Below are 21,057 nucleotides of genomic sequence, written 5' to 3' on the forward strand. Positions count from 1 at the left end.
GATGACAATGGATCGAGTAGCAACCAAGACGGAACTGCGCTCCCTGTCCCGCTTGCGGGAGAGGGTTGGGGTGAGCGTGTCGTCTCCGCGACGAGACTGTCCGTGGGGAGAGGTGAAATGAGCACGATCACCGATCTCGCACTGCAAGCCGCTCCCGCAACGAAGGCGCGCGGCTATTGGGCAACCGTCGGCCGCCGCATCATGCGTGACAAGGTCAGCATGGCCTGCGCGCTGATTCTGATCCTGATCTTTGCCTCGGCACTCTTCGCGCCATGGCTCGGGCTCGCCGATCCCTACCAGGGCTCGATGATCCGCCGCCTGCGCCATATCGGCACGCCCGGGTATCTGCTCGGCACCGATGAGCTCGGTCGCGATATGCTGTCGCGTCTCGTCTATGGCGGGCGGCTGTCGCTGATCATCGGCATCCTGCCTGTCATCTTTGCCTTCGTGATCGGCACCGGGCTCGGGCTGGTCGCAGGTTATGTCGGCGGCAAGCTCAATACCGCGATCATGCGCACCATCGACGTGTTCTATGCCTTCCCCTCGGTGCTGCTCGCGATCGCGATCTCCGGCGCGCTGGGCGCCGGCATCGTCAACTCCATCGTGTCGCTCACGGTCGTGTTCGTGCCGCAGATCACCCGCGTCGCCGAAAGCGTGACGACCGGCGTGCGCAACATGGACTTCGTCGAGGCCGCGCGCGCCTCCGGCGCGGGGCCGCTCACTATCATGCGCGTGCACATGCTCGGCAACGTGCTCGGCCCGATCTTCGTTTACGCCACCGGCCTGATCTCGGTGTCGATGATCCTCGCCGCCGGCCTTTCGTTCCTCGGTCTCGGCACCAAGCCGCCGGAGCCGGAATGGGGGCTGATGCTCAACACGCTGCGCACCGCGATCTACGTCAATCCCTGGGTTGCGGCGCTGCCGGGCGTGATGATCTTCGCCGTTTCGATCTGCTTCAATCTTTTGAGCGACGGCATGCGTAGCGCCATGGACATCAGGAACTGAGGCATGAGCCAGATGACTGAACCCGTTGACATGCTTGCCCCCGTCGAGGACGTCGGCGGCGCCGCGCAGCCGCTGCTTCAGGTGAAGGGCCTGACCAAGCACTTCCCGGTACGCGGCGAGCTGTTCGGCAAGCGCAAGACCGTGCGCGCAGTCGACAACGTCTCCTTCGCGATCGCCAAGGGCGAGACCGTCGGCATTGTCGGTGAGTCCGGCTGCGGCAAGTCGACCACCGCGCGGCTCCTGATGCACCTGATGAAGCGCGACACAGGCGACATCATCTATGACGGCATGCAGGTCGGCCGCGCGTTGTCGCTGCGCGAATTGCGCCGGGGCATGCAGATGGTGTTCCAGGACAGCTACGCCTCGCTCAATCCGCGCCTCACCATCGAGGAATCCATCGCCTTCGGCCCGAAGGTGCACGGCATGGCAGATAGCGCCGCACGCACGCTGGCGCGCGAGCTGCTCGGCAAGGTGGGTCTGCGGCCGGAAAACTTCGCCAACCGCTATCCGCATGAGATCTCCGGCGGCCAGCGCCAGCGCGTCAATATCGCGCGTGCGCTGGCGTTGTCGCCGCGGCTCGTGATCCTCGATGAGGCTGTGTCGGCGCTCGACAAATCGGTCGAGGCGCAGGTGCTCAACCTGCTCGCGGACTTGAAGCGCGAATTCGGGCTGACCTATCTCTTCATCAGCCACGACCTCAACGTCGTCCGCTACATCTCCGACCGCGTGCTGGTGATGTATCTCGGCGAAGTCGTCGAGCTCGGCCCGGTCGACAAGGTCTGGGACGAGCCTGCGCATCCCTATACGCGCGCGCTGCTGGCGGCGATGCCGTCCTCCGATCCGGACAAGCGCACCGAGGTGCCGCCGATCTCGGGCGATCCGCCGAACCCGATCGATCCGCCGCCGGGCTGCCGGTTTCACACCCGCTGCCCGTTTGCGGAGCCGCTCTGCGCAAAAGCCACTCCACAACTGACCACGCTCGATAGTACGGGTCATCAGGCGGCGTGCTACATGGCCATCCCAGGCTCGGGGCACAGCCGCGCACCGGCAAGGGAGGAAAAGGCGGCATGACGAAACCCAGTCCAAAGGAAGCGCTGGCGATGGCCGACGTCGCAGGCGTGCCCATCGACGGCGAAATCGCCGCGCGCATTTCCAATTCGATCAGCCCGGCCTTCACAGGCTTTGCGCCAGTCGCCGGCACGCTGCCGTTCGATCTCGAGCCTGCGAGCTTCCTGCTGGCGCAGACCGCGAAGGTGTCGAAATGAGCAGCGAACTTGCCTTGATGTCGCTGACGGCGGTTGCGCAAGCGATCGCCGAGAAGAAAGTTTCCTCGCACGAAGTGACGCGAGCCTTGCTGCACCGCATCGCGGAGTGGCAGCCCAAGCTCAACGCCTTCATGGCAATCGAATCCGAGCAGGCGCTTGCCGCCGCTGATGAAGCCGATGCGGAACTCGCGAAGGGCAGGAGCCGCGGCGTCCTGCACGGCGTGCCGCTCGCGCACAAGGACATGTATTACGAGGCCGGCAAGGTCGTGACCTGCGGCTCGCTGATCCGCCGCGACTTCGTTGCCAAGACCACCGCGACCGCGCTGCAGCGGCTGAAGGATGCCGGCTCGATCCGGCTCGGCTCGTTGCAGATGGTCGAGTTCGCCTACGGCCCGACCGGGCATAACGTGCATTATGGGCCGGTCCGCAACCCCTGGAATGTCTATCACATCACCGGCGGCTCGTCATCCGGCTCCGGCTCGGCGGTGGCCGCACGCTTGACCTCTGCGGCGCTCGGATCGGATACCGGCGGCTCGGTCCGGATGCCCGCGCATTTCTGCGGCGTCACCGGGCTCAAGACGACCGTCGGCCGCGTCAGCCGGGCCGGCGCAATGCCGCTGTCGCAATCGCTCGACACCGTCGGACCACTGGCGCAGACCGCCGGAGATTGCGCGCTGCTGCTCGGCTTGATGGCCGGTGCGGACCCCGAGGACCCGACCGCTTCGACGTTGCCGGTGCCGGATTATCTGGAAGCCACCAAAGGCTCGCTGAAAGGTCTCAAGATCGGCGTGCCCACCGCCTTCTATGTCGACGACCTCGATTCCGAGGTGGCGCGCATTCTCGATGAGACCATCGCCGTCCTCAAGCGCGAGGGCGCCGAGATCGTCAAGGTCGAACTGCCCGACCAGCGGCAGCTCAGCTCGGCGTCCCAGATCGTGCTCGCCGCAGAGGCGGCCGCCTTCCACAAGCGTTGGATGATCGAGCGTCCGCAGGACTACGGCCCGCAGGTCTTGATGCGGCTGCAGAACGGGCTCGCAGTTCCCGCCGTCAGCTATCTCGAGGCGATGCGCTGGCGCGGTCCGGCGCTTGCCGCCTACAATGCCGCGGTCAGCGGCGTGGACGCGGTGATCGCGCCGGCAGCGCCGGTGCCTGCGCCGACCATCGCCGAGAGCGACGTCGGCAACGGCCCGGGCGCCGAAGCGGTGATCCAGCGGCTGACGCGCTTCACCCGCCCGGTCAACTATCTCGGCGTGCCGTCGCTGGTGGTTCCCTCCGGGTTCACCCGCGCAGGGCTGCCGGTCGGCATGCAATTGATCGGCCGCTCGTTCGAGGAAGCCACGCTGCTCCGCATCGGCGCGGGGTTCCAGCGGGCCACCGATTTCCACGCGAAGGTGCCGAAGCTCGCATGACCAATCTTGTCGAAGTCCGAGATCTCAACATCCGCTTCACCGGCGAACGCACGGTGCACGCCGTCAATGATCTGAGCCTCTCGCTCGGCGAGGGCGAGGTGCTCGGCCTGCTCGGCGAATCCGGTTCCGGCAAGAGCGTCACGCTGCGCGCGCTGATGCGGCTGTTGCCGAAGAAGCGGACGCTGATCTCGGGCAGCGTCAAGGTATTGGGACAGGACGTGCTGGCGATGGACGACGAGGCGCTGTCGAATTTTCGCGGACAGACCGTCTCGATGATCTTCCAGGAGCCGGCGCTGGCGCTCGACCCGGTCTACACCATCGGCCGCCAGATCGCGGAAACGGTGATGCGCCACGAGGGCAAGGGCGAGCGCGACGCAATGGCGCGCGCGCTCGAGATGCTGGAGGTGGTGCGCATTCCCTCCGCCAAACGCCGGCTCGACTCCTATCCGCACGAAATGTCGGGCGGCATGCGCCAGCGCGCGATGATCGCGCTGGCGCTTGCCTGCAAGCCGAAAATCCTGCTCGCGGACGAGCCGACCACGGCACTCGATGCCACGGTCCAGATCCAGATCCTGCTGCTGCTGCGCGAGTTGCAGCGCGAGTTCGGTATGTCCGTGATCTTCGTGACCCACGACATTGGCGTCGCGATCGAAATCTGCGACCGCGTCGCGGTCATGTATGCCGGCCAGATCGTCGAGCAGGGCAGTCTCCGTGGCATCGTGCGTGCCCCGGTCCACCCCTACGCGAAGGGATTGCTGGCCTCGACCATCCATGGCGCCAAGCGCGGCGAGCGGCTCGAGACGATCCCGGGCACGCCGCCCTCGCTGGATCGTGCGCCGACCAGTTGCTCCTTCGCGCCGCGCTGCAGCCTGGCGCAGCCGCGCTGCAGCGAACACTTGCCGCCGGCCGTGCAGGTGGCGCCGGACCGCATCGCCCGGTGCGTCCTGGCCGAGCCGGCTGTTGCCGCCACGTAACACCGCCGGCGCCGTCACCTCGGCGTCAGGAAAACTTCGCCAGATTCCCGTATCGTAGCCCGGGTGGAGCGGAACGCGTAACCCGGGACACCTGCATCAGCGTCTAACGGCCCCAGGTTACGCTGGCGCTCCACCGGGCTACGAAGTTCGGCCGGGGCGGTCGCCGTCGTTAACTTTCTGGACTTGCCGGTTGCCTGTGCGGAACGGCGACGAGGTTAACGCAACCTCATGAATGTTGCGGCGTCACAAATGGACGCTGGCCGCAAACAACGGTAAAACTGAACTGATTACGTAACCCTTTTTGCAGAGATCAGAATTGATGGCAGCCGCTCCCGGCGTCCGGCGTTCCGAACTCGGCGATGCGCTGCGCGCCTGCCGGGCCGCGTTCATCGGCGTCGGCCTGATGAGCTGCGTGATCAACGTTCTCTATCTGACCGGCTCCATCTTCATGCTGGAGGTCTACGACCGCGTGCTGCCGAGCCGCAGCGTGCCGACCCTGGTCGGCCTGGTCGTGCTCGCCGCCGGCCTTTACATCGCGCAGGGCGTGCTTGATCTCCTGCGCGGGCGGATCCTGGGGCGGATCGGGACCTCGCTGGACGAGGCGATCAATGCGCGCGTGTTCGAGACCATCGTGCGCCTGCCGCTCGTGATGGGCAATCGCACCGAGGGGCTGCAGCCGCTGCGCGATCTGGACAATGTCAGGTCGTTCCTCGGCAGCCAGGGGCCGGGCGCGTTCTTCGACCTGCCGTGGCTGCCGCTCTATATGGCGATCTGCTTCGCCTTCCACTGGCTGCTTGGCGTCACCGCACTGGCCGGCGCGATCGTCCTGATCGTGCTGACGCTGATCACCGAATTCATGTCGCGCAGCCCCGCCAAGGAGGCGATGACGCTCGCCGCCCGTCGAAATGATCTTGCAGCGGCTAGCCGCCGCAATGCCGAAGTGCTGGTGGCGATGGGGATGTCCGGGCGACTGAGGCGGCGCTGGAGCGAGGCCAACGAGAATTATCTCGCGGGCAACCAGCGCGCGAGCGACGTCGCCGGCGGGCTCGGCGCGGTCGCCAAGGTGCTGCGCATGATGTTGCAGTCCGCGGTGCTCGCGGTCGGTGCCTATCTGGTGATCCACCAGGAGGCGACCGGCGGCATCATCATCGCGGGTTCGATCCTGAGCGCCCGCGCGCTGGCGCCGGTCGATCTCGCGATCGCGCACTGGAAAGGATTTGTCGCGGCGCGGCAGAGCTGGCAACGTCTCAACCGGCTCTTGCAGCAGATGCCGCAGGCCGAAACTCAGACGTTGCTGCAGGCGCCGACCAGGCGGCTGTCGGTCGAGGCCGTCGCGCTCGCGCCGCCCGGCGAGCAGCGGGTGATCGTGCAGGAGGTGACGTTTGCGCTCGAAGCCGGCAGCGGCGTCGGCATCATCGGTCCCAGCGGTTCAGGCAAATCGTCGCTGGTGCGCGCGCTGGTCGGCGTCTGGATGCCGTTCCGCGGCAAGGTGCGGCTCGACGGTGCCGCGCTCGACCAATGGTCGCCTGACGTGCTCGGCCGCCACATTGGCTATCTGCCGCAGGACGTCGAACTGTTTGCGGGCTCTGTGGCGCAGAATATCTCCCGTTTCGATGCGGAAGCGAAGTCGGACGATATCATCGCCGCCGCCAAAGAGGCCGGCGTGCACGACACGATCATCAAGATGCGCGAGGGTTACGACACCCAGGTCGGCGAGCAGGGCACAGCGCTGTCGGCCGGCCAGGCGCAGCGGATCGCGCTGGCGCGCGCGCTCTATGGCAATCCGTTCCTGATCGTGCTGGACGAGCCGAACTCCAATCTCGACAGCGAGGGCGACGAGGCGCTGACGCGAGCGGTGCGCTCGGTGCGCCAGCGCGGCGCGATCGTCGTCGTGGTGGCGCACCGGCCGATCGGGATCGAGGGCGTCGACCACATCCTGGTGCTGAAGGATGGCCGCATGCAGACCTTTGGGCCGAAGGAAACCGTGCTGGCGCAGGTGCTGCAGCCGCGCGTCGCCCCGACGCCGCCGGTCAAGATCGTCTCCGAGGCGGGAGCCAAATCATGAGCGAGGAATGGCGCGGGGCGCAGCGCTCGATCCGGCTGCATCTGATCATCGGTCTTGTGGTGGTGCTGGTGGTGGCCGGCGGCTTCGGCGGCTGGGCCTCCACCGTGCCGATCTCGGGCGCCCTGATTGCGCCGGGGTCGGTGGTGGTCGATTCCAACGTCAAGAAGGTGCAGCACCCGACCGGCGGCGTGGTCGGCGAGGTACGCGTGCGCGATGGCGACCTCGTCAAGACCGGCGATATCGTGGTGCGGCTGGATGAGACGGTCGTGAAGGCGAGCCTTGCGATCGTGGTCAAGACGCTCAACGGGCTCAACGCGCGCGCCGCGCGTCTGGAGGCCGAGCAGCAGGGCCGCGACAAGATCGCGTTTCCGAAGGCCCTGACCGACCGGGCCGACGATCCCGACGTCCGCGACATCCTGGCGAGCGAAACCAAGCTGTTCGAGGTCCGCGTCAACGGCCGCACCGGCCAGAAGGCGCAATTGCGCGAGCGCGTCACCCAGCTCAACGAGGAGATCGCCGGCCTCAGAGCGCAGGAGGTCGCCAAGGACAAGGAGATCGAGCTGGTGCAGAAAGAGCTGGTCGGCGTCCGTCAGCTCTTTGACCAGCATCTGGTGCAGCTCACACGGCTGACCACCCTCGAGCGCGACGCTGCGCGGCTGGCCGGCGAGCGCGCGCAATACATCGCCGCCCGCGCGCAGGCCAAGGGCAAGATCACCGAGACCGAGCTGCAGATCATCCAGGTCGACAAGGACATGCTGTCCGAGGTCTCCAAGGATCTCCGCGAGACCAACGACAAGATCGGCGAGTTCGTCGAGCGCAAGGTGACGGCCGAAGACCAGCTTCGCCGCATCGACATCCGCGCGCCGCAGGACGGCATGGTGCTGCAGTCGACGGTGCATACCGTCGGCGGGGTGATCACGGCGGGCGACGCCATCATGATGATCGTGCCGCAGGCCGACGATCTCTCGGTGGAAGCCAAGGTCAATCCGCAGGATATCGACAAGCTGCAGATCGGCCAGAAGACGCTGCTGCGCCTGTCCGCCTTCAACCAGCGCACCACGCCGGAGATCAGCGGCGTCGTCACCCGCGTGTCGGCCGACGTCACCGCCGACCAGCGCACCGGACAGAGCTTCTACACCATCCGCGTCTCGATGCCGCCGGACGAGGTCAAGCGGCTCGGCGACGTCAAGATCATTCCGGGCATGCCGGTCGAGGCGTTCGTCCAGACCGGCGACCGCACCATGATGTCCTATCTGATGAAGCCCCTGAGCGACCAGTTCATGCGCTCGTTCCGGGAGAAGTGATCTTGTTGTGCAGTGGGGCCTCATCCTTCGAGACGCCGCTGCGCGGCTCCTCAGGATGAGGGGATAGGCCTGAACGACAGGACCGGCCTGCTCTTCATCAGGATGGGCCCCGCCCCTCATGGTGAGGAGCCGCGAAGCGGCGTCTCGAACCATGAGGCCACGGCTTCAGCCCGCGCGCGCCTCATCACCGCGATAAATTCTCCAAAAGCAAATTCAGCGCCGCCTTCGCGAACGCCTGCATGTTCGCTTGCCGGTCGCTGCCGCCGGTCTCGAGCGCGATCACGGCTTCCACAGGCCCCGCCACCGCCATGCAGCTATGGCCCGCCGCGTCGCCATAGCGGTTCCCGGTGGGGCCCGCGGCGCCGGTTTCGGACAGGCCCCAGTCGGTTGCAAGGCGCGCGCGGATCTGGCTTGCGAGCAGCTTGGCGTAAGGTTCCGACGCGGAGCGGATGCCCTTCATCGTCTCATTGGGAATGTCCATCAGCACGCGCCGCGCATCGCGGGTGTAGATCACGCCGCCGCCGATGAAATAGGCGGACGCGCCGGGCACGGCGAGCAGTGCGGCCGAGATCAGGCCGCCGGTCGAGGATTCCGCCACTGCGATGGTCTGCTTCCGCTCGATCAGCCTGGCCGCAATGTTTTCCGCAATCGACACCAACTCGTTCATCGGCCGCCTCTCTTGTTGTTTGCCATGAAAATTCTCTGGGGCGTCCTGCCTTCCTAGCACACCAGTTCGGCTTCTGCCGAGTTGCGGGCTCAAGGCAGGCCTGCTTGAATGCCGATCAATCAATGGGCGCGGCGCGCACGCGCTCAAACGAGGAAACGTCATGACGTCGCCGATCGCCGACGGCGTGGATTGCGACCTGCATCCCGCCGTGCCTCATCTGACCAGCCTGTTGCCGTACATGAACGACTATTGGCGCGACCAGGTGACGACGCGCGGCATGACGGATCTGCTGTCGCAATCCTATCCGGTCAATTCGCCGATCTCGGCGCGACCGGATTGGCGGCCGGCGCAGGGCAAGCCGGGCTCCAGTCTCGCCGACATGCAGCGCCAGGTGCTGGACAAGTTCGCGGTCGCCTACGGCATCTGCAATCCGCTCTATGGCGTGCAGATGGTGTTCAGCGAGGACATGGCTGATACGTTCTGCAGCGCGCTGAACGACTGGCTCGCCAGGGAGTGGCTGGACAAGGACGAGCGTCTGCGCGGCTCGATCGTGATCCCGGTGCAGAGCATCGAGAAATCCGTGAAGGAGATCGAGCGCTGTGCCAGGGATCCGCGCTTCGTGCAGGTGCTGATGCTCGTGATGGGCGACATGCCGCTCGGCAAACGGCACTACTGGCCGATCTATGCCGCGGCGGAGCGTCTGGGCCTGCCGATCGGCGTGCACGCCGGCAGCGCCTATCACAATCCGCCGACCTCGGTCGGCTGGGGTTCCTATCACATCGAGGATTATGTCGCGCAGGCCCAGGCGTTCCAGACGCAATTGACCAGCCTGATCGTCGAAGGCGTGTTTGCCCGCCATCCGAATCTCAAAATGGTGATGCTCGAAAGCGGCTTCACCTGGCTGCCGCCGTTTCTCTGGCGCTTGCACAAGTTCTGGCGCGGCGTCCGCATGGAAACACCGTGGGTCGATCGCGCGCCACTCGAGATTGTGCGCAGCAACATCCGCTTCTCGCTGCAGCCGGTCGATGCGCCGCCGGAGCCGGAGACGCTGAACCGATTGTTCGAGCATATGCAGTCGGACGAATTGCTCCTATTCTCGACCGACTACCCGCACTGGCAATTCGACGGCGACGAGGTGCTGCCGAAAGGGATTCCACCCGAACTGGTCCGCAAGATCATGATCGACAATCCGCTCGCGACCTATGGCCGCCTGAAGTTACCTGCGACGGCGTGATCCAGAAAAGTGGCGTCCGGTTTTCGGACAAGATCATGCCCAAGTGAGAGGAGACGACGCCATGAATGTCCAGATTCGTGAACGTCCGGAGGCGACACTTTCCGCCAGCATCAAGACCGCGATCGCCGATTGCGACATCCATCCGGCGCGCGCCACCCCAGCCGAGCTCTATCCATTCCTCGCCAAGCGTTGGCATGCGCATCTCGAAACCTTCGGCGTCCACGCTTATCAGGGCATGATGGGCGGCCCACCCTATCCCAAGGCGCAGCCGAACGCCTCGCGCCGCGACGCCTATCCGCCGGAAGGCGGACCGCAGGGCTCGTCGCTTTCCTTCATGCAGCAACAGCATCTCGATCCGAACAACGTCGCGCTCGGCGTGCTCAATCCGCTCAATACCGGGCAGGGCATCCGCAATCAGGATCTCGCGGCCGCGATTTGCTCGGCGATCAATGACTGGCAGATCGAGAAATGGACCAGCAAGGACCCGCGCCTGAAAGGCTCGGTTGTCGTCGCCAATGAGGACGGACAGGCGGCGGCCGCCGAAATCCGCAAGCGCGCCGGTGATGCGAACTTCGTGCAGGTGCTGCTGCTCAGCCGCAATGTCGAGCCGCTCGGCCAGCGCCGCTATTGGCCGATCTATCAGGCGGCGGAGGAGGCCGGGCTTCCGGTCGGCGTGCACGCCTTCGGCTTCGGTGGCAATCCCATCACCGCCTCGGGCTGGCCGAGCTTCTACATCGAGGAGATGGTCGGCCACTCGCAGTGCCAGCAGACCGCGCTGGCGAGTCTTGTTCTGGAAGGCGTGTTCGAGCGCTTTCCGAAACTGAAGATGGTGATGGTCGAAGCCGGCTTCGGCTGGGCGCCATCGCTGGCCTGGCGGCTCGATAAGGTGTTCGAGCGCCTGCATGCCGAGGTGCCGCATCTGAAGCGCAAGCCATCGGATTATATCCGCGACCACATCTGGTGGACCACGCAGCCGATGGAGGATCCGGAAAGCCGCGAGCATCTGTTCCAGACCATCGAATGGATCGGCTGGGACAGACTGTTGTTCGCGACCGACTACCCGCATTGGGACTATGACGAACCCTCGCGCGTGCTGCCGGCCGGCGTCAGCGACGTCAATAAGCAGGCGTTCTATCTCGACAATGCGTGCAAGCTGTACGGACTTTCTTGATGGCGAAGCACGTGGTTGCCCCGGTGAATGAACTGCCGCCGGGCACAAGGAAGTTCCTGGAGATCGATGGCCGGCCCATCGCAGTCTTCAACGTGAAAGGCGAATTCTTCGGTCTCTTGAATCGCTGCCCGCATCAGGGCGCCTCGCTGTGCGAGGGACCGCTGATCGGTCTCGCGCAATCGTCCGATCCGGGCGAGATCGAATACACGAAGCTCGGCGAGATCATCCGCTGCCCCTGGCACGGCTGGGAGTTCGATATCCGCACCGGTCAGTCCTACTGCGACCCGAAGCGCTTCCGCGCGCGGGCCTATCCGGTCAATATCGAGCCGGGCACGGCTCTGGTGAAGGGCCCGTATGTTGCGGAGACCATCGCGGTCTCGGTGGAAAGCGACTACGTGGTGGTGGATTTGTAATCCACTGTCATTCCGGGGCGCGCGCAGCGCGAGCCCGGAAGCCATTTCACCGCTTGCACTTGCCGCCCGATGGATTCGGGGTTCGCTGCTGCGCATCGCCCGGAATGACGACGGTGGTCAGAGGCCGGCAGTGTCACGCGGCGACCGCTTCACGCGCCTCGATCGTTTGGCCGCCGCGATAGACCGTGACGGTCGCGATGATGCCGAGCGTTGCCGCGAACATCAGCCAGAAGCCCGGCGAGGCCTTGTCGCCGGTGTGGTCGATCAGCCAGGTCGAGGCGAACGGCGTGAACGTGCCGAACAGTGCCGCCGCCAATGCGAAAGCCAGCGAGAAGCAGGTGGTGCGCACATGCGCCGGCACGATCTCGACCAGGCAGCCGAGCATGGTGCCGCTGTAGACGCCGAAATAGAACGAGAACATCATCTCGACCGCCAGCATCTTGCCGAAGCTCGGCGCGGCCACCAGCCAGTGCAGCGCAGGATAGGCGGTGATGAAGGCGAGTCCTGCGATCGTCAGCAGCACCGGCTTGCGGCCGATGCGGTCGGAGACGGCGCCGCCGACCGGATTCCAGATGAAGTTGGTCACCGCCACCAATAGCGTGACCAGCAGCGCGTCCTGCGTCGACAGTTTCAGCACGTTCTTGCCGAAGGTCGGCGTGTAGACGGTGACAAAGTAGAATGTGGTCGTGGTCAGGATCGCGATCATCATGCCGAGGATCACGATGCGCCAGTTCGCGATCGCGGAAGCAAACACTTCGGAGGCGGTCGGATGCCGCTTCATGGCGAGGAACGCCGGCGTCTCCTCGAGCGTCCGCCGCAGCACGAAGATGAAGGGGATGATCAGGCAGCCGATGAAGAACGGGATGCGCCAGCCCCAGGCCGACACGGTCGCCGGCGAGATCATCTCGCTCAGGACAAAGCCGACGATCGCGGCGACGAAGATCGCGACCTGCTGGCTCGCCGACTGGAACGAGGTGTAGAAGCCGCGGTTGCCGGGAGTTGCGATCTCCGACAGATACACCGAGACGCCGCCGAGCTCGACGCCGGCGGAAAAGCCCTGCAGCAGCCGGCCGAGCAGCACGATGACGGGCGCAGCGATGCCGATGGTCGAATAGCTCGGGCAGATCGCGATGACCACCGTGCCCATCGCCATGATCGCCAGCGTGACGATCAAGCCCTTGCGGCGTCCGATCCGATCGATATAGGCCCCCAGCACGATGGCGCCGACCGGGCGCATCAGTGCGCCCAGCCAGAATACGCCGAAGGTGTTGAGCAGCGAGGCGGTCTCGTTGTCGGAAGGGAAGAACGCTTTGCCGATTGCGCTGGCATAGAAGCCGAACAGGAAGAAATCGAACTGCTCGAGAAAATTGCCGCTGGTCGCGCGCAAGATGGCGCCGATGCGCGATTTGATCTGCGGTATCTCTGCCGTGTTCGTCGGCGCCATGCGCGTCCTCTCCCTGTTGTCGTGCTGCGGCGCCTCGCCGCAGGGTTCAGCTCTGCGGCAATTTGGCACAGCCGGCTGGCGCGACCAACCCGCAAAACGCGGTGGCCACCCTGAATCTTCAGGATTCGTCGGGGCTCAGGCCTTGCCCTGGGCCGAGGACACCACCCACTGCCGGAACGCCGCAAGCTTCGGCGCATCGGCCCTGGCCTGTGGCGAGACCAGGTAGAAGCCGGCGTCGGCGGGGAGCGTGATCTTGAAGGGAACCACCAGCCGCCCCTTGGCGATGTCGTCCTGGACGTACGATGTCCTGCCCATGGCGACGCCGATGCCGTCGATCGCGGCCTGAATGGTCACGAAGATCAGGTCGAAGGTGACGCCCGGCTGTTTCGAGAGGTCGGGCGGCAGCCCAGCCGCCGTCAGCCACAGGCGCCAGTCGTCGCTGTTGATGTTGCTGGTATGCAGGAGCACGTGGTCGCGAAGGTCTTCAGGGCATTTCAGCGGCTTCTCGCCCTTGAGCAGAGACGGGCTGCAGACCGGAAACAACTCGTCCGCCATCAGCCAATCGGCGCGCAATCCCTGCCATTGGCCGCGACCGTAGCGGATCGCGGCATCGACATTGTCGCGCTGGAAATCGACCAGGCTGGTCGAGGTGGTGATGCGCACGTCGATGCCGGGATGCGCCTCCTGGAACGTGGAGAGCCGTGGCAGCAGCCATTTCGCCGCCAGCGAGGCCAGCGTCGACACCGTCAGCACGTGGTCGTCCTCGCGCCGCAGCAGCCGGTCGGTAGCCAGCTTCAAATCGTTGAAGGCGGCGCGGACGCCCGGGAGATATTCCGCGGCCTTCGGCGTCAGCGTCAGCGCCCGGTTCTGCCGCACGAACAATCTGACACCGAGCTCCTGCTCCAGCCGCTTGATCTGATGGCTGATCGCAGTCTGCGTCACGTTCAGCTCGGCGGCGGCCTGGGTGAAGCTCAGGTGCCGCGCCGCGGCCTCGAAGGCCCGCAAACCGTTCAGCGAAGGCAGCCTGGCGGTCATCTCCCCCGTTTCTCCCAGCACATGATTTTATCTCATGTGAAACGGTACAAAGTGTCGTTTGTGCAAAGCGGCATCAGCGCTGATATTCCGTGCAGTAGATTAGCCATAGGAGCTGCGCATGTCCACTTGCACCCATGAATCGATGATAAATCATCATGGACAGGGCCTGTTCGCGCAGGTGCTGCCCCAGTTGACCGAGACGCTTCACGTCTGGCGCCAGCGGTATGAGGCGCGCCGCGAGTTGGCGCAATGGTCCGAGCGCGACCTCCACGACATCGGCAAGTCCTGGAGCGACATCGCTTACGAGGCCGAAAAACCCTTCTGGCGGGCATGAGGTGACGCCAACGCTGGCGCTGCCCTCCCACGGGGGCGCCGGCCAATTCTTTCCGGAGAGCGTGTCATGAGCAGTCTGCGTCTCGACGATCTCAAGCAATATTCCGACGTGCTGCGTTCGCGCACCGGTGAGACGATCACCGTGCGCTTCGTCGAGCCGAGCGATGCGGAGGAGCTGCAGAACTATTTCCGCTCGCTCTCGACCCGCTCCCGCTACAATCGTTTCCTCGGCGCGATGCGCGAACTGCCCAAGGACGTGCTGGAACATTTCATCCATGTCGGCGAGCACGAGCAGTTCAGCGTCGTCGCCACCGCGATGGTCAACGGCTTTGAGGTCATCGTCGGCGAAGCGCGCTATGCCTTCCATGCCGAGGATGCGAGCATCGAGTTCGGCATCTCGATCGATGACCGCTGGCAGGGCCAGGGCATCGGCCGTGCGCTCCTGAAGAATCTCGAATGTCGCGCCGCCGCGCTTGGCGCCGAGCATTTGTTCGGTGACACGCTGCGTTCGAACGATGCCATGATCGCGCTGGCGAAGAAGGCCGGCTACGCCGTCACCAACAGCCCCGGCGACTGGAAGCTGGTGCGCTTTGCGAAACACATCGACATCGGACCGCAAGATATCCCATGTGCCAGCTGGCGGCTCGCCGCCGCCCGCAAGGCCGCTTTCTCCTCGCTTGCGGTTTGATCACTGGCCCGGTTCTGGTTGCCCCAGAACCGGGCTTTTTTCTTTGTCTTCGATCCGTCCCACCGTCGTCCCGGGTCAAGCCCGGGACGACGGCGCGCGCTAGAGCATTTTCGGTTCTGATTGAATCAGAACCGAAGCTCTAGATTCTTGTTTTGACGCGTTTTCTTCACGCGAACCGGTATCCACTTCGCTCGAAAACGCTCTAGAACTTCTCCACCCAGGGGCGCAGCTCCACTTCCCACGTCCAGGCGCTGCGCGGCTGCTGCAGCACGTTCCAATAGCTGAGCGCAATCGCGTCCGGATCGAGCAGCGAATCCGGATGGTCTTCGGGATCAGGGCGCGTCTTGCTGCGGATGCCGCCGTCGATGACGAAATGCGCGATATGGATTCCCTGTGGCGATAGTTCGCGCGCCATGCTCTGCGCGAGGCCGCGCAGCGCAAACTTGCCCATCGCAAACGACGATGACTGCGCATACCCCTTGACGCTGGCCGAAGCGCCCGTGAACAGGATCGCGCCGTGCTTGTTCGGCAGCATGCGCCGCGCGGCCTGCTGCGCCACCAGGAAGCCGCCGAAGGCTGAGACTGCGATCGCGTTGGCGACATCGGCCGGCACGAGGTCGACCAGCGGGCCGCGTGCCCGCGCGCTGGCGTTATAGACCACGAGGTCGGGCGTTCCGATCTCGCGCTCGACCAGGCCGAACAGACGTTCGACCTCATCCGCGTCGGTTGCGTTGCAGGCAAAGGCGCGCGCGCCGGTCTCGCTGCAGAGCGCGCCGAGCTTTTCGATTTGGCGTGCGGCCAGCGCCACGCGAATTCCTTCGCGCGAAAATAGCCGCGCCAGCGAAGCGCTCAGGCCTTCACCGACACCGACGATCAGGGCGATCTTGTATTTTGGGGTTTCCATGAGCTTTCCTTGAGCTGCCGGAGAAGATTTTGCTGTGGCAAGAAGGCTGCGGCGAAATTGACTCTCCCGCCGCAACCGTATGGGGCGACATCCCGGCATTCGATGTGCGATAGTCTCATCCAACAGATGAGGAAACGAACCAGAGATTTCAATGCAGCCGCTGAAACACGCTTCCCACGCCGATATCGCCAACCAGCCGGGCCTGCTCGCGCCGGATACGTCGGGCATGAATTTCTACCAAGCCGATCCGGCGCTTCAGGATCTGCTGCGGCTGCATCTGCCCGATGCGCTGTTTCGCCATATCGAGCCGCATCTCGATCGGCTGGGGGCGCTCGCAGGCGGCACCCTCGACGAATGCGCGCGGCTGGCCGACCGCCATGTGCCGGTGCTGCACCAGCGCGACAAGTTCGGCCGTGACGTGCAATGGGTCGAATATCATCCGGCGTATCGCGAACTGGAGAAGGCCGCTTTCGGCGAGTTCGGCATCCACGCGATGTCGATCCGCAAGGGCATTCTGGGCTGGCCGGACAAATATCCCGTCGTCGCCAAGCATGCCTTCACTTTCCTGTTCAACCAGACCGAATTCGGCATGGGCTGCCCGATCAACGTCACCGACGGCTGCGCGAAGCTGCTGGCGAATTTCGGCAGCGAGGCGCTGAAGGCGAAATATCTCGACGGCCTGACCCAGACCGACATGGAGAAGCTGACACAAGGCGGCCAGTTCATGACCGAGAAGGAGGGCGGCTCCGACGTCGGCACGCTGACCACGACTGCGGTGCAGGACGGCGACCACTGGAGACTCTACGGCGAGAAATGGTTCTGCTCGAATGCGGACGCCAAGGTCGTGATGCTGCTGGCGCGGCCGGAGGGCGCGGGCCCTGGGACGCGCGGCGTCGGCCTGTTCCTGATGCCGCGCTTCCTCGATGACGGTTCGCAAAATCACTATCGGATCGTGCGATTGAAGGACAAGCTCGGCACCCGCTCGATGGCTTCGGGCGAGATCAAGCTCGAAGGCGCGATCGCATACGCGATCGGCAAGCTTGATCGCGGCTTCGTGCAGATGGCCGAGATGGTGAACTCGTCGCGGCTCTCCAACGGCGTCAAGTCGACTGCGCTGATGCGACGCGCGTATCATGATGCGATGACGGTGGCGAAGGGCCGCGTCGTGTTCGGCAGCCGCATCATCGACCTGCCGCTGGCGCGGCGGCAATTGATGAAGATCATGCTCGCGACCGAGCAGGCGCTGTCGATGAGTTTCTTGACCGCCGATGCGCTCGACCGCGCTGAAGCCGGCAGCCAGGACGCGGCGGCGTTCCTGCGCATCCTGACGCCGACTTTGAAATTCCGTGCCACCCGCGATGCGCGAAAGGTCTGCGGCGATGCCATGGAGATGCGCGGCGGCATCGGCTACATCGAGGAATTCGTGACCGCGCGGCTGCTGCGCGATGCACATCTCGGTTCGATCTGGGAAGGCACCGGCAACATCGTCGCGATCGATGCCTTGAAACGCGCCGTTGGCCGCCATGGCGCCGACGCGGCACTCGCGGCGGACCTGCATGCACGGCTCGACGACAGCGCCAATGTACCGCAGGCCTGGCGCAGCCGCCTGCATGAACTGACCGACCGCGCCGTCGGCTTTGCGCGCGAAGTCGCCGGCCGGATGGATAATGAAGCCGAAGCACGGCGCGCCACCAGCCTGCTTTACCACGTCGCAAGCGCGGTGACGCTCGCCTGGGAAGGCGGGCGCATCCATGAGATGCGCGGCGATGCGCGGCGGCTCTTGCTGTCGCGGCTGGTGATCGACCATCGCGTCGCCGCCCACGATCCGTTCCGGCTGACGGAAAATACCGTGGCCCGCGCCATCACCGATCGCCTGCTCGGCGACCGTGCCGTCGGGATAGCCGAGGTTGGCGAACTGCTTCTCGCAGCGTAGGCTCGTGCTTCACCCTCTTCGGGAGCGGTGAACGCAACGATAAACAACAGAGGGGAAACACCGATGAAGGCCGCCGTCCTGTACGAAGTCAACAAGCCGCTCGTGATCGAGGACGTCAGCCTGCCAAATCCCGGCCCGCGCGAAGTGCTGATCCGCACCTCCGTCGCCGGCCTCTGTCATTCCGACCTGCACTTCATGGAAGGACTCTATCCGCATCCGCTGCCTGCGGTGCTCGGCCACGAATCCGCTGGCGTGGTGGAGAAGGTCGGCTCCGATGTGAACTATGTGAAGCCCGGCGATCATGTTGTGACCTGCCTTTCGGTGTTCTGCGGCACCTGCGACAATTGCACCACGGGCCGCACCGTGCTGTGCACTGACACCACCGTGAAGATGCTGCCGGGCGCGTCCAACCGGTTGTCCTGGAACAGGCCGGAGAAATTGAACCAGTTCCTCAATCTCTCGTCCTTTGCCGAGCAGATGCTGGTGCACGAGAATGCGATCGTGAAGATCCGCAAGGACATGCCGCTCGAACTCGCCGCCCTGATCGGCTGCGGCGTCATCACGGGCTATGGCGCTGTCGTGAACACAGCGAAGGTGCAGGCCGGCGAGACGGTGGCGGTGATCGGCTGCGGCGGCGTCGGCATGGCCGCGATCAACGGCGCCGAGATCGCCGGCGCCGGCCGCATCATCGCCATCGACACCAATCCTGCGAAACTGCAACTTGCGACCAAGCTCGGCGCCACCGACATCATCGATCCCAGGAATGGCGACGTGGTGCAGCAGGTGCGTGAACTCACCGGTGGCGGCGTGCATCACTCGTTCGAGGTGCTGGGCCGCAAGGAGACCGCCGAGCAGGCCTTCGGCATGCTGGCCCCCGGCGGCACCGCGACCATTGTCGGCATGATCCCGTTCGGCCAGAAGATCGAGCTGCACGGCTTTGATTTCCTCAGGGAGCGCCGGATCCAGGGCTCGTCGATGGGCTCCAATCATTTCCGTGTCGACATGCCGCGGCTGGTCGAGTTCTACATGCGCGGCAAATTGCACCTGGAGGACTGGATCTCGGCGAAATTGAAACTATCCGAGATCAATGACGGCTTCGCCAACATGAAAGCCGGCAAGACGCTGCGCAGCGTGGTGGTGTTCGATAGCTGATTTCGCTCGGTCACAATACGAAAGGTACGCTCCCTCTCCCGCTTGCGGAGGTGACTTCGCGGTTAGATCGTCCGGAATAACGAAACCCCTTTCACCGCGTCACATGCGCTGACACCGCGAGCCATTTTCCGTTCTGCCTTGCCCAGCAATCGGTGTATCGCCCGTGCGCCTGCTGCCCGTCCGGCGTGGTGTAGCTGGTTGCCGCGTGGATGATGGCGAAATCGCCCAAGATGCGGATCTTCACATCATGCGCCTGCAGGTTCTTGATCGCCACGGGCTTTGCGGTCTGCTCAAGGAAGGCGGCGCGGTCGACCAGCGACTTGTCGGGATTTGAGCAATAGAACTCCGCCGCCAGGATTTCATCGAAGCGCCTGACGTCGGAATTCTGCACCGAGGCGACATAGTCGCGATTGAGCGCGGTGAGCTCGTCGATGTCGTTGGGCATTTGTGTTTCCTCCCATGTTCGCCACCCGTCATTGCGAGCGAAGCGAAGCAATCCATCTCTCCATGCTCGCGGATGCATGGATTGCTTCGTCGCTTCGCTCCTCGCAATGACGGCGAAGACGGTACCCGCCGTCTTCATTATCAGTCATCAAACATCTTCGGCGGCACGAAGCCGCCGAATTCTCGCTCGATCAGTTCGGCCAGCTTGAGCGGCGTGCGATCCTCCAGCCAGGGCCCGACGATCTGCACGCCGACCGGCAGTCCGTCCGGCGCGAGGCCGGTCGGGATCGCGGTTGACGGCAAGCCGGGCAGCGTCGCGATGCCGGGCCAGGCGAGCTGGTCGGGATAGACATACTCCTTGCCATCGACCGTGATGCGGCGCTTCTCCTGTTCGGGCGAGTGGTCGTGCGGATAGGCCGGCGTCGGCATCACCGGACAGATCACGGCGTCGAAGGTCTTGAACAGTTCGCGCCATTGCGCGCGCAGCCGGGTGCGGCCGTTGTCGGCCATCACCCAGTCGCGATGGCTGAGCGCGATGCCGCGCAGCCGTTCCGCAGCAAGGCTGGTGTCGCTGTCCGGCAGCGCCGCCGCGGCTTGCTTGGCTCCCTCATAGAAGTCGGGCGCGAAGGAAGCGGCGAGGAACGACATCAGTATCCGCATGTAGAGCCGGCTCGATGCGGCGAAGTCCGGCAACAGCTTGCTTTGGCGTTCGACCTTGACGCCCGCCCTGGCGAGGTTGGCGGCGAGCTTTTCGATCGAGCCACGTACGACAGAGTCCGTCGGCATCACCGGATCGGTATCGATCACCAGCACACGAAAGTCCTGCAGGCGCGTATGGCGAGGCGCCGGCAGCTCGAGCCGGTAGGCTTTGCCGTCCTCGAGCGGATCGGGACCCGTGATCGTATCGAGCAGCAACGCCAGATCGGCCGCGCCGCGCGCCATCGGGCCGATCACCGACAGATCGCGGTTGAACGGCAGCGAGGGCAGGGGCGGCGGCACGTGGCCGCGCGACGGCGCCAGCGCGTAGGTCGGCTTGTGCGCGTAGATGCCGCAATGGAATGCGGGCACGCGCAGCGAGCCGCCGATATCCGAGCCGAGCGAGAGCGGGCCGTAGCCGGCGGCGAGCGCGGCCGATGATCCGCCGGACGAGCCGCCCGGTGTGCGGCCGAGATCGTAAGGATTGTTGGTGGTGCCGTAGATCTCGTTGTAGCTCTGCCAGTCGCCGAGGACGAGCGGCACGTTGGTCTTGCCGAGAATCACTGCGCCGGCATCCTTGACCCGCGCCACCGAGAGTGCATCCTCGGTCGGCGTGAAGTTCTTCTGCTCGGGAATGCCCCAGGTCGTCGGCAGGCCGGCGATGTTGTAGGATTCCTTCACAGTCATGGGCATGCCGAGCAGCGGCTTTTGTTCGCCACGGGCGCGGGCTTCGTCGGCGGTTCGCGCCGCTGCCAGCGCGCGGTCGAAATCGCGCACGCAGACTGCATTGATCTTCGCATCGTGACGCTCGATCCGGCCGATCGCATCCTGCGCCAGCTCGACCGCGGACACCTGCTTTGCGGCGAGTGCCGCCGATATCTCGACCGCGGTCTTGAAACTCCATTGCGATTTGGCCAAGGC

General features: G+C 64.9%; 20 protein-coding genes. 14 read left to right on the top strand and 6 right to left on the bottom strand.

The window, feature by feature from the left end; genetic code table 11:
- Positions 1 to 117 precede the first annotated feature (117 nt).
- The 7 genes from I6F35_RS01090 to I6F35_RS01120 all read left to right on the top strand — a co-directional run bounded on the left by I6F35_RS01090 (position 118) and on the right by I6F35_RS01120 (position 8,022).
- On the top strand, positions 118 to 1,005 hold the full coding sequence (locus tag I6F35_RS01090) for an ABC transporter permease (protein ID WP_225115783.1): 888 nt from the start codon (positions 118 to 120) through the stop codon (positions 1,003 to 1,005).
- Positions 1,006 to 1,008: 3 nt separating this feature from the next.
- Positions 1,009 to 2,076, top strand: a complete 1,068-nt coding sequence (locus I6F35_RS01095; RefSeq protein WP_225115784.1) for an ABC transporter ATP-binding protein — start codon at positions 1,009 to 1,011, stop codon at positions 2,074 to 2,076.
- Entirely contained in the window at positions 2,073 to 2,270 is a 198-nt protein-coding gene (locus I6F35_RS01100) for a hypothetical protein (RefSeq protein WP_225115785.1), read from the top strand. The genes I6F35_RS01095 and I6F35_RS01100 overlap by 4 nt, the downstream gene beginning before the upstream one ends.
- Complete coding sequence (locus I6F35_RS01105) at positions 2,267 to 3,679, top strand: amidase (RefSeq protein WP_225115786.1); 1,413 nt, start codon at positions 2,267 to 2,269, stop codon at positions 3,677 to 3,679. The genes I6F35_RS01100 and I6F35_RS01105 overlap by 4 nt, the downstream gene beginning before the upstream one ends.
- Positions 3,676 to 4,653: an ABC transporter ATP-binding protein gene (locus I6F35_RS01110; protein ID WP_225115787.1), complete on the top strand. Its 978-nt coding sequence runs from the start codon at positions 3,676 to 3,678 to the stop codon at positions 4,651 to 4,653. The genes I6F35_RS01105 and I6F35_RS01110 overlap by 4 nt, the downstream gene beginning before the upstream one ends.
- A 319-nt stretch (positions 4,654 to 4,972) precedes the next feature.
- The gene (locus I6F35_RS01115; protein ID WP_225115788.1) at positions 4,973 to 6,718 is read left to right on the top strand and encodes a type I secretion system permease/ATPase; all 1,746 of its coding nucleotides are present in this window, start codon (positions 4,973 to 4,975) and stop codon (positions 6,716 to 6,718) included.
- A complete protein-coding gene (locus I6F35_RS01120) occupies positions 6,715 to 8,022 on the top strand; it encodes an HlyD family type I secretion periplasmic adaptor subunit (RefSeq protein WP_225115789.1) in 1,308 nt (435 codons plus the stop codon). Before I6F35_RS01115 ends, I6F35_RS01120 begins: the two co-directional genes overlap by 4 nt.
- Positions 8,023 to 8,206: 184 nt before the next feature.
- On the opposite strand, the gene I6F35_RS01125 is transcribed toward I6F35_RS01120, so the two are convergent.
- Positions 8,207 to 8,689 carry a CinA family protein gene (locus tag I6F35_RS01125; RefSeq protein WP_225115790.1) on the bottom strand — a complete coding sequence of 161 codons (483 nt, stop codon included), beginning with the start codon at positions 8,687 to 8,689 and terminating at the stop codon, positions 8,207 to 8,209.
- 160 nt (positions 8,690 to 8,849) lie between these two features.
- Here I6F35_RS01125 and I6F35_RS01130 point away from each other — a divergent pair, with 160 nt between their 5' ends.
- The 3 genes from I6F35_RS01130 to I6F35_RS01140 all read left to right on the top strand — a co-directional run bounded on the left by I6F35_RS01130 (position 8,850) and on the right by I6F35_RS01140 (position 11,507).
- Positions 8,850 to 9,923 (top strand): amidohydrolase family protein, encoded by a 1,074-nt coding sequence (locus I6F35_RS01130; RefSeq protein ID WP_225115791.1) that lies wholly within the window; start codon positions 8,850 to 8,852, stop codon positions 9,921 to 9,923.
- 61 nt (positions 9,924 to 9,984) lie between these two features.
- On the top strand, positions 9,985 to 11,094 hold the full coding sequence (locus I6F35_RS01135; protein ID WP_225115792.1) for an amidohydrolase family protein: 1,110 nt from the start codon (positions 9,985 to 9,987) through the stop codon (positions 11,092 to 11,094).
- Positions 11,094 to 11,507 carry a Rieske 2Fe-2S domain-containing protein gene (locus I6F35_RS01140; RefSeq protein ID WP_225115793.1) on the top strand — a complete coding sequence of 138 codons (414 nt, stop codon included), beginning with the start codon at positions 11,094 to 11,096 and terminating at the stop codon, positions 11,505 to 11,507. Before I6F35_RS01135 ends, I6F35_RS01140 begins: the two co-directional genes overlap by 1 nt.
- Positions 11,508 to 11,640: 133 nt before the next feature.
- Here I6F35_RS01140 and I6F35_RS01145 read toward each other — a convergent pair whose 3' ends face one another.
- Complete coding sequence (locus I6F35_RS01145) at positions 11,641 to 12,951, bottom strand: MFS transporter (protein WP_225115794.1); 1,311 nt, start codon at positions 12,949 to 12,951, stop codon at positions 11,641 to 11,643.
- Between the two features lie 135 nt (positions 12,952 to 13,086).
- Complete coding sequence (locus I6F35_RS01150; RefSeq protein WP_225115795.1) at positions 13,087 to 13,986, bottom strand: transcriptional regulator GcvA; 900 nt, start codon at positions 13,984 to 13,986, stop codon at positions 13,087 to 13,089.
- Between the two features lie 118 nt (positions 13,987 to 14,104).
- Between I6F35_RS01150 and I6F35_RS01155 the strand changes: the two genes are divergently transcribed.
- Positions 14,105 to 14,320: a DUF1127 domain-containing protein gene (locus I6F35_RS01155; RefSeq protein WP_225115796.1), complete on the top strand. Its 216-nt coding sequence runs from the start codon at positions 14,105 to 14,107 to the stop codon at positions 14,318 to 14,320.
- 66 nt (positions 14,321 to 14,386) lie between these two features.
- A complete protein-coding gene (locus I6F35_RS01160; protein WP_225115797.1) occupies positions 14,387 to 15,007 on the top strand; it encodes a GNAT family N-acetyltransferase in 621 nt (206 codons plus the stop codon).
- 202 nt (positions 15,008 to 15,209) lie between these two features.
- Here I6F35_RS01160 and I6F35_RS01165 read toward each other — a convergent pair whose 3' ends face one another.
- Positions 15,210 to 15,911 carry an SDR family NAD(P)-dependent oxidoreductase gene (locus I6F35_RS01165; protein WP_225115798.1) on the bottom strand — a complete coding sequence of 234 codons (702 nt, stop codon included), beginning with the start codon at positions 15,909 to 15,911 and terminating at the stop codon, positions 15,210 to 15,212.
- Positions 15,912 to 16,062: 151 nt separating this feature from the next.
- Here I6F35_RS01165 and I6F35_RS01170 point away from each other — a divergent pair, with 151 nt between their 5' ends.
- Together I6F35_RS01170 and I6F35_RS01175 are read left to right on the top strand one after the other, a co-directional pair.
- Positions 16,063 to 17,844 carry an acyl-CoA dehydrogenase family protein gene (locus I6F35_RS01170; RefSeq protein ID WP_225115799.1) on the top strand — a complete coding sequence of 594 codons (1,782 nt, stop codon included), beginning with the start codon at positions 16,063 to 16,065 and terminating at the stop codon, positions 17,842 to 17,844.
- 63 nt (positions 17,845 to 17,907) lie between these two features.
- The gene (locus I6F35_RS01175) at positions 17,908 to 18,996 is read left to right on the top strand and encodes a Zn-dependent alcohol dehydrogenase (protein WP_225115800.1); all 1,089 of its coding nucleotides are present in this window, start codon (positions 17,908 to 17,910) and stop codon (positions 18,994 to 18,996) included.
- A gap of 91 nt (positions 18,997 to 19,087) precedes the next feature.
- Here the strand turns inward: I6F35_RS01175 and I6F35_RS01180 are convergent, their stop codons facing one another.
- Positions 19,088 to 19,441 carry a nuclear transport factor 2 family protein gene (locus I6F35_RS01180; protein ID WP_225115801.1) on the bottom strand — a complete coding sequence of 118 codons (354 nt, stop codon included), beginning with the start codon at positions 19,439 to 19,441 and terminating at the stop codon, positions 19,088 to 19,090.
- A gap of 140 nt (positions 19,442 to 19,581) precedes the next feature.
- Positions 19,582 to 21,054, bottom strand: a complete 1,473-nt coding sequence (locus tag I6F35_RS01185) for an amidase (RefSeq protein WP_225115802.1) — start codon at positions 21,052 to 21,054, stop codon at positions 19,582 to 19,584.
- Positions 21,055 to 21,057: the final 3 nt, after the last annotated feature.

Origin of the sequence: Bradyrhizobium sp. BRP22, assembly GCF_020194175.1 — a bacterium.
Classification (GTDB): Bacteria; Pseudomonadota; Alphaproteobacteria; order Rhizobiales; family Xanthobacteraceae; genus Bradyrhizobium.